This window comes from Streptomyces sp. MNU76, assembly GCF_020982545.1.
Lineage (GTDB): Bacteria > Actinomycetota > Actinomycetes > Streptomycetales > Streptomycetaceae > Streptomyces.
Genome location: NZ_JAJKLK010000023.1, coordinates 17,581 through 29,762, shown reverse-complemented (window position 1 = coordinate 29,762; position 12,182 = coordinate 17,581). Strand labels below are relative to the sequence as shown.

Genomic DNA, 12,182 nt, shown 5'->3' with positions numbered 1-12,182 from the left:
CGGCTCCTGCGGGTGACCGAGGCCGCCCCTCACGTCACTCCGTAGAACTTCTCCGTCTCCTCGACCGCGGTCTGGAACCGCTCGTCGAAGTCGTCCCGAATGAGCGTCCCGATCACGTAGTCCTGGACGCTCATTCCCCTTTTCGCCGCGTGGATCCGGAGCCGTTCGAGCAGCTCCTCGTCTATCCGCAGGCTCAGCACAGTGGTCCCCATGTGTACGAGGGTCAGGTGTGCTCTGCTCTGTCGTGTCATGTTCTGCGTACTAGTCACTCATATGAGTGATCTGGGGGATCGGATCGGCATGAGTGGCGGGGCTCACGGGCATTGCTGTGGAGTTCCGGTGGTCTTTAGCGAGGGTAATGAGTTAGGCTAAAGAACATGCCTGACCTTAACCATGGCGACGACGAGGCCGCTGTGAACGCCCTCCGTTCCGCCGTGATGCGCCTGTCCCGTCGGCTCAAGCACCAGCGGGTCGACGAGTCGCTGAGCCCGACCGAGATGTCGGTGCTCGGCACGCTCGCCCGTTGCGGTACGGCAACCCCCGGTGAGCTGGCCCGCAAGGAGCATGTGCAGCCGCCGTCGATGACCCGGATCGTCGCCCTGCTGGAGAGCAAGGGGCTGGTGAAGCTGGAGCCGCACCCCGAGGACCGGCGGCAGAAGGTGGTCACCCAGACCGAGCGGGCCGAGGCGATGTTGGAGGAGAGCCGGCGCAAGCGCAACGCGTTCCTCACGTCCCTGGTCGAGGGGCTCGACGAGGAGGAGTGGGCCGCGCTCCGGACCGCCGCGCCGGTGCTGGAGAAACTCGCGCACCTCTAGGGGTGTCTCTCCGCCCCCGGGCCGGCCGCCTGATGCGCGCCGCCCGGTGCGCTGTCGCCGTGGGGGCACACCGGTGTGACCGCCGGTGCGCCCCGGCATACAGCCTGTGCGCCGTCAGGGGGCGGGCATGGGCCGACCCGAAAACCAGCAGACAGAACAGGAGAGCTGAGGCTCACGCAGCCGCAGGACGAACACGCGTTTCACGCGAGGAGGCGAATCCCTTTGAGTACGGGCCCCGGAACACCTTCCGTCCCCGCACCCCGCCCACCCACGAGCCCCCACCCACTCCCGCGGTACTGGAGGCCCGCCGGATACCGACGGCCTACCGAACGAGGGCAGCACGATCGCCCTGCCGGGCGCCGCCGACCTTTCGGCCGCCGCCCGCCCCGCTTCCGCCTCCGCTTAAGCCGCTTCCGCCCGCCCCGCTTCCGCGCAACCCGCTTCCGCCCATTCCGCTGTCGGCGCTTCGGTGCTGATCCCCGGACCCGCGAGCCGGGCCGACGCGCGCGCCCGTTCCACTGCGGCTCCCGCGGCCAACACGTCTTCAGCGGACGCCGCGCCCTCCGCGGCCGCCCCGCCTTCCGCCGCCGCCCGCCTTCCGCCGCCACCCCAACCCGGTGGTTCCTCGACGGTGTCGGCCGAGGGGGCGCGGGTTTCCATGTTCCGGTCGTTGCGGGTGCGGAACTACCGGCTGTTCTTCGTCGGGCAGGTCGTGTCGAACATCGGCACGTGGATGCAGCGGATCGCGCAGGACTGGCTCGTACTGAGCCTGGCCGGGTCCTCCACGGCCGTCGGTGTGACGATGGCGCTCCAGTTCCTGCCGATGCTGCTGTTCGGACTGTACGGCGGTGTGCTGGTCGACCGGTTCCCCAAGCGGCGGCTGCTGTTCGTGACGCAGACGTCGATGGCGGTCACCGGGCTGGCGCTGGCCGCGCTGACGATCTCGGGCCAGGTGCAGGTGTGGCACGTGTACGTGGCCGCCTTCGCCGTCGGCATGGCCACGGTCGTCGACAACCCGGCCCGGCAGTCGTTCGTGTCCGAGATGGTCGGGCCGGACCAGCTGCAGAACGCGGTCAGCCTCAACTCGGCGAACTTCCAGTCGGCCCGTCTCGTCGGCCCCGCCGTCGCCGGTGTGCTGATCACCACCGTCGGCACGGGCTGGGCCTTCCTCTACAACGGCCTCTCCTTCGTCGCCCCCATCATCGGCCTGCTGCTGATGCGAAGCGGTGACCTGCACCCCGTGCGCCGCGCCCCCCGCGCCAAGGGCCAGCTCCGCGAGGGCCTGCGCTATGTGGCCGGGCGTCCCGAGCTGCTGTGGCCCATCGTGCTGGTCGGCTTCATCGGCACCTTCGGCTTCAACTTCCCCGTCTGGCTCTCGGCCTACGCGGACGACGTGTTCCACGCGGACGCCGGCTCGTACAGCCTCTTCAACACGCTCATGGCGGTCGGCTCGGTCGCCGGCGCCCTGCTCGCCGCCCGCCGGGGCACCGCGCGGCTGCGTGTGCTGATCGGCGGCGCGCTCGCCTTCGGCCTGCTGGAGATCGTGGCGGCGCTGGCCCCCGCGTACTGGATCTTCGCCCTGCTGATGGTGCCGATAGGGATGTTCGGCCTGACGGTGAACGTCACCGCCAACACGGCCATCCAGATGAACACCGACCCGGTGATGCGCGGCCGCGTCATGGCCCTCTACATGATGGTCTTCCTGGGCGGTACGCCGCTGGGCGCGCCGATCGCCGGCTGGGTCACCGACGCGTACGGCGCCCGGATGGGCTTCGTCGCCGGCGGTGTCGTCTCCACGGTCGCCGCCGTCACCGTGGGCCTCGTCCTCGCGCGGGCCGGCGGGGTGCGGTGGCGCTCCGCTGGGGTGCGCGGTGCCGAAGGGGGTGCCACGCCGCGTCGGCGGCGGCTGCCGCGCCGTCGTGGCTTGTCGCGCAGTTCCCCGCGCCCCTGAGAGGGCGCGGTGGTCGCCGAGTGACACGCGGGCTGGGAAGGTGGCGGGCATGAGACTGTTCGCCGCTGTGCTTCCGCCCGCTGATGTCGTCGAGGAACTCGGTCTGGTGGTCGGGGAGTTGAAGAGCCTCGCGGGTGCGGACCGGCTGCGCTGGACCCAGCCGCCCGGCTGGCACTTCACGCTCGCGTTCTACGGGGAGGTCGAGGAGGACGTCGTACCGGAGCTGTCGCGGCGGCTGGAGCGGGCCGCGGAGCGCAGCGAGCCGTTCCGGCTGGCCGTGCGCGGCGGCGGGAAGTTCGGGCGCGGCCGGGCCCTGTGGGCGGGGGCCGAGGGGGACCTCGGCGCGCTGCGGATGCTGGCCGACCGGGCGGAGGCGGCGGCGCGCAAGGCCGGGGTGCCGATGGGGAGCACCGCCGGTACACGCCCCACTTGACGGTGGCCCGCAGCCGGGAGGACCTCGACGTCCGGCCGTACGTCGCCGTGCTCGACGCCTTCGCCGGGCGGTCGTGGACGGTGTCCGACCTGGCGCTGGTGCGCAGCCGTCTGCCGGCGTCCGGGGTGGCGGGTGAGCAGCCGCGGTACGAGGCGGTCGCGCGGTGGGGGCTCGGGGCGGGCGGATGACCGTTCGGGCCGCCGGTTAGGCTCGGGGTGTGGACCCGAAGACCCGTAACCGGATCATGGCCGGTGTGCTCGTACTGATGTTCGCTGTGGTGGCTCTCGCGGCGGCGCTCGGTAAGTAGCCGTATCGCGGGCGGGGGCGGGGAACCGCGCGCCTTCGTCGGCCGCTGCCGGTGACGGCCGCCGGCCGGTGAGGGCTCGTCGCGCAGTCCCCGCGCCCCTACGAACAGAGGGCGTCCCCTGTCGCCGTCGTCACCAGGCGAAGGCCTCCGGGGACGGGCCCGGACCCGGGAAGATCTCGTCCAGGGACGCCAGCAGCTCCTCGTCCAGCTCCAGTTCCACCGCCCGCAGCGCGGATTCGAGCTGCGCGGCGGTGCGCGGGCCGACGATGGGGCCGGTCACGCCGGGGCGGGTGAGCAGCCAGGCCAGGGCGGCCTCGCCGGGCTCCAGACCGTGCTTCTCCAGCAGGTCCTCGTACGCCTGGATCTTCGTGCGTGCGTCGGGGCCGGACAGGGCGCCCGCCGCGCGTCCCGAGCCGCGCCGGCCGCCCTTGACCTCCTTCTTCAGGACGCCGCCGAGCGCACCGCCGTGCAGCGGCGACCACGGGATGACCCCGAGCCCGTACTCCCGCGCGGCCGGGATGACCTCCATCTCGGCGCGGCGTTCGTAGAGGTTGTAGAGGCACTGCTCGCTGACCAGGCCGATGGTGCCGCCGCGGCGGGCGGCGGTCTCGTTGGCCTGGGCGATCTTGTAGCCGGGGAAGTTGGACGAGCCGGCGTAGAGGATCTTGCCCTGCTGGACGAGCACGTCGACGGCCTGCCAGATCTCGTCGAACGGGGTGCCCCGGTCGACGTGGTGGAACTGGTAGAGGTCGATGTGGTCCGTCCGCAGCCGCTTGAGGCTGGCGTCCACGGCGCGCCGGATGTTCAGCGCGGAGAGCTTGTCGTGGTTGGGCCACGCCTCGCCGTCGGTGCCCATGTTGCCGTACACCTTGGTCGCGAGGACGACCTTGTCGCGGCGGTCTCCGCCCTTCGCGAACCAGTTCCCGATGATCTCCTCGGTGCGGCCCTTGTTCTCGCCCCAGCCATACACATTTGCCGTGTCGAAGAAGTTGATGCCCGCGTCCAGCGCCGCGTCCATGATCGCGTGGCTGTCCGCTTCGTCCGTCTGCGGACCGAAGTTCATGGTGCCGAGGACCAGTCGGCTGACCTTGAGTCCTGTGCGTCCGAGCTGTGTGTACTTCATGGCTCCCCAGCCAAGGCCGTGGAGTGCGCTCTAGGCAAGCGAGAGGGATCTTGACGCTAACTGGAGGTTAGTGCTTTCCTTTCGTAAGCATAAGATTGAACTTTCAATATGCCCGTGTTGTAGCAGATGGGAGCATCGTGACCCCCACCACGCCTGCCCGCCGCGCGCTCGTCGCCGTCCTCGCGGCCGCCGCGCTCACGTCCACCGTCGCCGTCGTACCGGCCGTCGCGGCCCCGCCCTCCGCCGCCGTCGCGGAACGGGCCCCGTACGGGAGCGCCGCGCGGCTCGGCTACCAGAAGGCCGTTGCCGTACGGGTGCTGAAGGGGGTGTTCGAGGACGGGGACACGGCGGTCGTGGACCGGTACGTGCGGCCGGACTACATCCAGCACAATCCGTTCGCGCCGGACGGGGCGGAGACACTGAAGGGCCTAGCCGGGATGGTGAACCAGCAGTTCCCGGACGCCGCGTACGACGTCAAGCGGGTCATCGCGCAGGGCGACCTCGTGCTCGTGCACTCCAACGTCGTGCTGACGCCCGGCACTCGCGGCTCCGCCGTCTTCGACATCTTCCGGTTCCAGGGCGGGCGGATCGCCGAGCACTGGGACGTGGCGCAGGACGTGCCGGCGACGTCGGCCAACGGCAACGACATGTTCTCCACGGTCAGCAGGCCCCGGACGAGCGAGCCGGGACCGGCCTGGCTGACCTCGTACCACGAGAAGCTGGTGACCAAGGCGTTCGACCGGCTGCTGGTACGCAAGGACCTGTCGGCGATCGACAAGTACTGGGGCCGCGAGTACCACCAGCACAACCCGAACATCCCCGACGGCGTGGAGGGGGTCAAGGCCGGTCTGGGGGGCTACTTCCAGCAGTTCCCGTCCCTCACCGTCTCGCGCAAGCGTGTCGTGGCCGAGGGCGAGCTCGTCGCCGTCCACAGCCACTACGTGAACGTGCCGGGGGAGCGGGGGCAGGCGGTCGTCGACCTGTTCCGGGTGCGGAACGGGAAGATCGTCGAACACTGGGACGCGCTGCAGGACGTACCGGAGACATCGGCGAACGACAACACGATGTTCTGACCGGTTCTGACCGCCGCGCCGGTTTCCCGGCGCGCCCGGCCGTTCCCTCGCTCAGCCTGCCAGGACCTGCGTGTTCTGGCAGGCGGTGAGCAGCCAGCGGCCGTCGGGCTGCTTGGTCATCACGTAGAGCGGGGCCCCCTCGCTTGTGTCGTCCCCGCCCAGGTAGCGCTGGCGGACCTTGACCGCCGCGACGTCGGGGCGGATGAAGAGCACGTGGACCACCTCGTAGCTGACCTCGCCGTCCCAGTGGGCCCCGGGGAGCACCTTGCGGGTGAACGCCGCTATCTCGTCCAGGCCGATGAGGACCTTGCCGTGGGCCGTCGTCCAGATCGCGTCGGGGTGGAAGAGGGCGAGGAACTCGTCGGGGTCCTTGTGCTGCTGGGAGTGCTCGACGGTGGCGACGACCTGCTTGACGGCTTCGATGTCGGCGGCTCGCGCCGTGGTTTCCGTGGCTTCCGTGGTCATGTGGACCATGGTGCAACCTCAAGCACGGTTGAGATCAAGTGAGTTGTCGGTTCCCGCGTCGATCCGGTCGCGGTGGCGGTCGCGGCGGCGGAGGAGCAGCAGTGGCGTCGCCAGGAGGAGCAGGCCGGCCGTGGCGATCGCCGTGCGGGGGGTGGTGACGGAGGCGAGGAGGCCCCAGAGGGCCGTCGTGGCGGCGATGGTGAGTTTGCCGGTGACGGACCAGGCGGTGAGCGTGCGGGCGACGCGGTCCGACGGGGTCCGGGTGAGGCGCTGGGTGGCCAGTACGGGGTTGAAGACAGCGATGCAGGTGATCAGGCCCAGTTCGGCGACCATCACGAGGACGAGGCCCGCCGGACCCGTGCCGACGAACGCCAGGCCCAGCGGCCAGCACGCCCGCAGGGTTCCGGAGACCCGGATGACCCTGTCCTGTCCGTACCGGACGACCAGACGACGGGAGAGACGCGAGCCGATCAGACCGCCGACGCACGGGACGGCGAAGGCGAGACCGTACTGCCAGGGCGCGAAGCCGAGTTGGCCCACCATGAGGATGAGCAGCAGCGGTGCCGGGGCCATGATCAGGGCGTTGACGAGGACGGAGTTGAGGAAGAGGGGGCGCAGGGCGGGGTCGCGGAGGATGTACCGCCAGCCGTCCAGAAGGTCGCCGAGGCGGAGCCGGGGGGCGGCATCCGTCGCCGGTTTGACGGCCGGGACCGGGTGGGGTTGCGTACTGCCGGCCGGTCGGGGCTGCTCCGCGCCGGTCGAACGGGGTTCCTCGGTGTCGGTCGTGCGGGATTCCTTGGTGCCGGATGGACGGGGCTCCCTGGTGCTGGCCGGGCGGGGTTCCCTGGTGTCGGCCGGGCGGGGCTCCTCGGTGCCGATCGCTCGGATGCCCGCCGCCGAGAGGAGGTAGCTGCCGGCGTCGATCAGCACGGTGACGACCGGGCCGAAGAGACCCATCGCGGCGCCACCGAGGGGCGGGCCGAGCATCGTCGTGGTCCAGGTCGTGGCCTCGAAGCGGCCGTTGGCGGCCACCAGGTGCTCCGGGGGAACCAGGAACTTCAGACAGGCGCCGCTCGCCGCGGTGAAGGTGATGTCGGCCACGGCGACGACCACGGAGACCAGGAGCAGTTGGGGAAAGGTGAGCAGGTTCAGGGCGTAGGCCACCGGGACGGACAGCAGGGCAGCGCAGCGGGCGAGGTCCATCGAGATCATCACCGGGCGCTTGCGGCGGAACTCCACCCAGGGACCGAGCGGTACGGCCACCGCCGCGCCCACCGCCAGGCCGGTGGCCGCCAGCGCGGAGACCTCCGAGGGGCCGACGTGCAGGACCAGCACCGCGAGCAGGGGGAGCGCGTCGAACGACAGCCGGGTCCCGAACGCGCTGACCGCGTACGCCGCCCACAGCCACCGGAAATCGCGCCCCAGCCCACCGCCCCGCGTCATCCGCCCGCCCGCATCCGTCGCCGCCGCGTCCGACCGGGACATCCAAGCGAGTGGGGGGCGGCCGATCAAGTGCGGATCGCCCGGGCCGGGTGGCCGCGTGCGACGGCGTCAGCCTCGGGGGAGATCGGCGGTCGGCAGGACCAGGCCGAGGAGGGTGGTGGTCATGTCGACTTCGCCGCCGTAGGTGATGGACAGGTCGCTGACGTAGTCGCCGTCCTTGGGCTGGGTGAAGAGCCGGCTTTGCCCGCGTAGGGGTGTGGAGCTGCTGCCGTTGGTGTGCGTTCTAGTAGGACTCCGTTAGGTTGCTCTGGCTCTTGTGCTTGGGCTGGTGGTGGGCGTTCTGGGCAGGGGGCGGTGGCAGGTGGTGCAGGTGCCGGTCCAGCAGTTCAGCAGGTCCTGGATGGTGTCGAGGATCTGGTAGAGGGTGAGTCCGCTGTATCGGCTTTTGGGGCCAGGCGTTGCTCGGTGAGGAAGGCGTGGGCGGCGGTGACCAGGGTGACGTGGTGATGCCACCCGGTCCAGGAACGTCCCTCGAAGTGGTCCAGGCCGAGGCCGTGCTTGAGTTCCCGGTAGTCGTGCTCGATGCGCCGGCGGATCTTGGCGAGGCGGACCAGTTCGGCCAGGGGGGTGCCGGCGGGAAGGCTGGACAGCCAGTAGTCGGTGGGTGCTTCGGCGTCGGCGGGCCATTCGGCCAGCAGCGTCACCTCGGGCAGGACGCCGTCCCAGTGGCCGTGTCCGGCGGTGGCGGCGGCCTGGGCCAGGCCGCGGGAGCGGATGCCGGCCGCCCGCACCCGCAGCGCCAGAAAGCGTGAGCGCATCGGCCCGCGGGAGCCTTCCCGCCAGGTCACCTCGGTGAAAGCCTGCCGCCCATGGCCGGCCGCCAGCGCGGCCACCGAGGACGGCTTGTCGCGGTAGCGGGGCTGCGGCTCCTAGGGTTCGGCGGAGCCAGCGAAGCCAGGCTGGCAGCCTGGTGGATCCAGGCGCACGATCAAGCCCGTGCAGTCGAGGAGACGGTCACGTCCTTCGGCGTCAGCACATGGGGCACGGGTCCGGGGGTGGTGGCTGCGGCACTGGCCGAGGACGCCTGCCGACTTGCCACGCTGGACGCAGATGGGTTCGTCACGCTCCATGTCAGGGGCGGGCCTGATGCCGCGCACATCCCGAAGCGCGTTCGACGCAAGGCGCACACGGCAGCGGGCCATTCGGTGCACTTCACTGGGAACGGCGCCGGCCTGGTGACTGCTGGAAACGACGGTTTCGTCCGTCTGTGGAACCTGGGACGGCTCCTGGACGATGGTTCGTCCCGCCCGGATCCGGCGCCGCCTGTGATCGCCTGTCTGCGCACAGGGCGTGAGGTGCTCGTCGTCCGCGAGGACAGCACGGCCCATGTGACGACGGCTCCCGCCCCCTCGCCGCCCACTCCCTCGGAGACGCCGCACCGCGTCCCGGCGGTCCTCGCCGCGACCGCTCCCTTGGAGACCGGCCGCTGGCTCTTGCTCGCGGGGGAGGAGGGCCGTGTCACCTTCCGCAGCAGGGCCGACGTCACAGCCCCCCGGGATGCCACCGAGGACCCTGCCCGCTCGCCACACCGTACGGCCGTCGTCGCCGCAGCAGGGGCCCCCGACGGTGGTTGGGCAGCGACCATCGCGCGTGACGGCGAGGCGTTGCTGTGGCAGATGACTGCACCGGACCCCTTCGCTCGCCCCATCATGGGGCGCCACGCCTTCCATGCCTGCTGCTTCGACTCCTCGTCCCGGCACCTCTGGCTGGCCGACGCCACCAGCCTCTACGACCTCGACCTCTCCGTCGCGAACGCCACGAGTACCGACGACACAGGTCGTCCAAGCCTTGCCATGCCCCTCGCGCCGCGCCATCTGCCGCGCCCCCGTGTGGCTGGTGAACAATCGGGTGCTGCTGCCGGGTGTGACGTCGCTGGCCCGGATGGTGGCCGCGCTCCGTCAGGAGGAGAACGATCGGCTGCACGCCGCGCTGTACGAGGTGGTGCCTTACGAGCTGCGGACCGAGATGGTCCGGCTGCTGGAGGTGCCGGAGAAGAAGCGGGTGTCGGAGCTGGAGCGGCTGCGGCTGGGCCCGATGCGGGTGTCTGGCAAGGCTATGGAACTGGCCCTGGACCGCGCCCGCGAGGTGCGGGGCCTGGGGGCCGGCGCGGTGGATGCCGGACGGGTTCCGGCCGCGCGGATGACCGGGCTGGCCCGGTACGGGCTGACCTCGAAGGCGCCGACGCTGAAGCGGCTGGAGGTCACGCGGCAGACCGCGACGCTGCTGGCGACCGTGCGGCACCTGGAGACGGCGACGGTGGATGACGCGCTCGATCTGCTGCATGCACTGATGGCCACCAAGCTGCTGGCGAAGGCCGAGCGGATGGGCAACGACGCCAAGCTCAAGGCCCTGCCCCAGTTGCGGAAGGCCGCGAAGAAGGTCGCCGCAGCGGTCGACGTGCTGATGACGACGCCGCCCGCGACCGACACCGGTGAGCTCGTCTCCGTGGTCGATGCGTGGTCCGCGATCGAGCAGGTCGTGCCGCGCGAGCAGCTGGCCGAGGCGCTCGCCACGATCGCCGCGGTGGTCCCGGACATCGACGGGGACGACGACGCGGAATGGCGGGCCGAGCTGGTCGCCCGCTACGGCACGGTGCGTGGCTTCATTCGCCTCCTGGTCGAGGTCATCGACTTCGGCGCCGTCGAAGCTGGCGTCCCCGTCGTTCAGGCCCTCAAGCGGCTTCCGGATCTGATCGGCCGCAAGAAGGTCGGCGCCGAGGAGGTCGCCTCCGATCTGGTGACGGGCTCGTGGCGGCGGCTGGTGTTCGCCAACCCCAACGTGCCGCACGGTCTGGTCGACAAGGCCGCGTACTCGTTCTGCGTCCTGGAGCATCTGCACCGCTCGCTGCGCCGGCGGGACGTGTTCGCCAAGGACGGCGACCGCTGGGGCGACCCCCGCGCCAAGCTGCTGGCCGGGGAGAAGTGGACGGCCGCCGAGCCGAAGGTGCTCACCGCGCTCGGTCTGGAGAGCGAACCGGCCGGACACCTCGCCGAACTCGCCTCCGCTCTGCACGCCGCGTACGTCCAGGTCGCCGTCGGGCTACCCGGCAACACGGCGCTGGAGGTGGTGGGCGGGAAGCTGAAGCTGGCCAAGCTCGGCAAGGCGGAGGAGCCCAAGCTCATGCCGCCGTTCCGCCAGCTGGTCAACGGCATGCTGCCGAAGGTCGACTTCCCCGAGCTGCTGCTGGAGGTCGCCGAGCTGACCGGGATGGCGGACGCGTTCACGCACATCTCCGGTGCCGACTCCCACATGGAAGGCTTCACCACCAGTTTGTGCGCCGTCCTGCTGACGGAAGCGTGCAACGTCGGGTTCACCCCGGTCATCAAGCCGGATGTCCCGGCGCTCAGCCGGGGCCGTCTGGTCCAGGTCGACCAGGGCTACTTCCGGGCCGAGAACATCTCGGTGGCGAACGGTCTGTTCATCGAGGCTCAGGCAAAGATCGACGTCGTGAGGGCGTGGGGCGGCGGTCTGGTCGCCTCCGCCGACGGGGTCCGCTTCACCGTGCCGGTGCAGACCCTCTACGCGGGTTCGAACCCCCGGTACTTCGGGCTGCGGCACAAGGGCGCCACCTGGCTGAACGTGGTAAACGACCAGGTGATGGGGCTGGGCGGGGTGGTCGTGCCGGGCACGCTGCGCGACTCGCTGTTCATCCTGGACGCCATCCACGCCCGCGACGGCGGCCCGAAGCCGGAGACCGTCATCACGGACACCGCGTCGTACTCCGACATCGTCTTCGGCCTGTTCGCGATCTGCGGCTACCAGTTCTCGCCGAGGATCGCCGACATCTCCGACGCCCGGCTGTGGCGCACGAACACCGCGGCCGACTACGGGCCGCTCCAGCCGGTCTCGAACCACACCATCCGCCTGGACCGGATACGTGCCCACTGGGGCGACATGCTTCGCGTGGCAGGTTCCCTGACCCTGGGCGAGGTCCGCGGCCACGATCTGATCCGTATGCTCTCCCGGGATGGCAAGCCGACCGGACTGGGCGACGCGTTCGCCCACTACGGGCGGATCTTCAAGACCCTGCACCTGCTCCAGTTCGTCTCCGACGAGGGGTACCGGCGCATGATCGGCGCCCAGCTCAACGTCACCGAGGCCCGCCACCGCCTCGCCCGGAAGATCTTCTTCGGGCAGCGCGGCGAACTACGCCAGCACTACCGCGAGGGCATGGAGGACCAGCTCGGCGCGCTCGGCCTGGCCCTGAACGCCGTAGTGCTCTTCAACAGCCTTTACATCGACGCCGCCGTCAAGCAGCTCGCGGCCGACGGCTTCCCCGTCACCGACGACCTCCTCGCCCGGCTCTCCCCACTCCAGTACGACCACATCAACTTCCTCGGCCGCTACGCCTTCACCCGCCCGCCGGCGCCGGGCCTGCGGCAACTGCGCGACCCGCACACGGATGACGAGACGGACGACGCCGAGGACGGATAGCCGCAGGCCCGTGCGATCAAAAGCGGTCCGGTCCCGGAGTCACCACCTACGTCTCCGGGCTGGCACGCTTGATGACGG

The 12,182-nt window shown here is 70.7% G+C and carries 8 protein-coding genes and 2 pseudogenes; 5 read left to right on the top strand and 5 right to left on the bottom strand.

Annotation, left to right across the window (positions count from 1 at the left end; all coding sequences use genetic code 11):
• Nucleotides 1-29: 29 nt before the first annotated feature.
• Entirely contained in the window at nt 30-212 is a 183-nt protein-coding gene (locus E4N62_RS37480) for a CopG family antitoxin (RefSeq protein WP_230221787.1), read from the bottom strand.
• A gap of 165 nt (nt 213-377) precedes the next feature.
• On the opposite strand from E4N62_RS37480, the gene E4N62_RS37475 reads away from it, so the two are divergent.
• From E4N62_RS37475 to thpR, 3 genes and pseudogenes are all read left to right on the top strand, one after another.
• On the top strand, nt 378-815 hold the full coding sequence (locus E4N62_RS37475; RefSeq protein ID WP_045556052.1) for a MarR family winged helix-turn-helix transcriptional regulator: 438 nt from the start codon (nt 378-380) through the stop codon (nt 813-815).
• A gap of 658 nt (nt 816-1,473) precedes the next feature.
• On the top strand, nt 1,474-2,766 hold the full coding sequence (locus E4N62_RS37470) for an MFS transporter (RefSeq protein ID WP_268270271.1): 1,293 nt from the start codon (nt 1,474-1,476) through the stop codon (nt 2,764-2,766).
• A gap of 49 nt (nt 2,767-2,815) precedes the next feature.
• A pseudogene (gene thpR / locus E4N62_RS37465) lies at nt 2,816-3,387 on the top strand (RNA 2',3'-cyclic phosphodiesterase).
• A 249-nt stretch (nt 3,388-3,636) separates the two neighbouring features.
• Here the strand turns inward: thpR and E4N62_RS37460 are convergent.
• Nucleotides 3,637-4,629 (bottom strand): aldo/keto reductase, encoded by a 993-nt coding sequence (locus E4N62_RS37460; RefSeq protein ID WP_230221783.1) that lies wholly within the window; start codon nt 4,627-4,629, stop codon nt 3,637-3,639.
• A gap of 137 nt (nt 4,630-4,766) precedes the next feature.
• On the opposite strand from E4N62_RS37460, the gene E4N62_RS37455 reads away from it, so the two are divergent.
• Entirely contained in the window at nt 4,767-5,702 is a 936-nt protein-coding gene (locus E4N62_RS37455; protein WP_230221781.1) for a nuclear transport factor 2 family protein, read from the top strand.
• Nucleotides 5,703-5,753: 51 nt separating this feature from the next.
• On the opposite strand, the gene E4N62_RS37450 is transcribed toward E4N62_RS37455, so the two are convergent.
• The 3 genes and pseudogenes from E4N62_RS37450 to E4N62_RS37440 form a co-directional block, all read right to left on the bottom strand.
• Nucleotides 5,754-6,176 (bottom strand): SgcJ/EcaC family oxidoreductase, encoded by a 423-nt coding sequence (locus E4N62_RS37450; protein WP_230221778.1) that lies wholly within the window; start codon nt 6,174-6,176, stop codon nt 5,754-5,756.
• Between the two features lie 9 nt (nt 6,177-6,185).
• Nucleotides 6,186-7,610: an MFS transporter gene (locus E4N62_RS37445; protein ID WP_230222072.1), complete on the bottom strand. Its 1,425-nt coding sequence runs from the start codon at nt 7,608-7,610 to the stop codon at nt 6,186-6,188.
• A gap of 386 nt (nt 7,611-7,996) precedes the next feature.
• Nucleotides 7,997-8,539: pseudogene (locus E4N62_RS37440) on the bottom strand (IS701 family transposase); the annotation flags it as partial.
• Between the two features lie 799 nt (nt 8,540-9,338).
• On the opposite strand from E4N62_RS37440, the gene E4N62_RS37435 reads away from it, so the two are divergent.
• Nucleotides 9,339-12,104: a Tn3 family transposase gene (locus tag E4N62_RS37435; RefSeq protein WP_268270270.1), complete on the top strand. Its 2,766-nt coding sequence runs from the start codon at nt 9,339-9,341 to the stop codon at nt 12,102-12,104.
• Nucleotides 12,105-12,182: the final 78 nt, after the last annotated feature.

Excerpts from the sequence above, each read along its gene's own strand:
- E4N62_RS37480 (WP_230221787.1), bottom strand. The coding sequence starts at position 212 with ATGGGGACCACTGTGCTGAGCCTGCGGATAGACGAGGAGCTGCTCGAA.
- E4N62_RS37475 (WP_045556052.1), top strand. The coding sequence starts at position 378 with ATGCCTGACCTTAACCATGGCGACGACGAGGCCGCTGTGAACGCCCTC.
- E4N62_RS37470 (WP_268270271.1), top strand. The coding sequence starts at position 1,474 with ATGTTCCGGTCGTTGCGGGTGCGGAACTACCGGCTGTTCTTCGTCGGG.
- E4N62_RS37460 (WP_230221783.1), bottom strand. The coding sequence starts at position 4,629 with ATGAAGTACACACAGCTCGGACGCACAGGACTCAAGGTCAGCCGACTG.
- E4N62_RS37450 (WP_230221778.1), bottom strand. The coding sequence starts at position 6,176 with ATGGTCCACATGACCACGGAAGCCACGGAAACCACGGCGCGAGCCGCC.
- E4N62_RS37445 (WP_230222072.1), bottom strand. The coding sequence starts at position 7,610 with ATGACGCGGGGCGGTGGGCTGGGGCGCGATTTCCGGTGGCTGTGGGCG.
- E4N62_RS37435 (WP_268270270.1), top strand. The coding sequence starts at position 9,339 with ATGCCTGCTGCTTCGACTCCTCGTCCCGGCACCTCTGGCTGGCCGACG.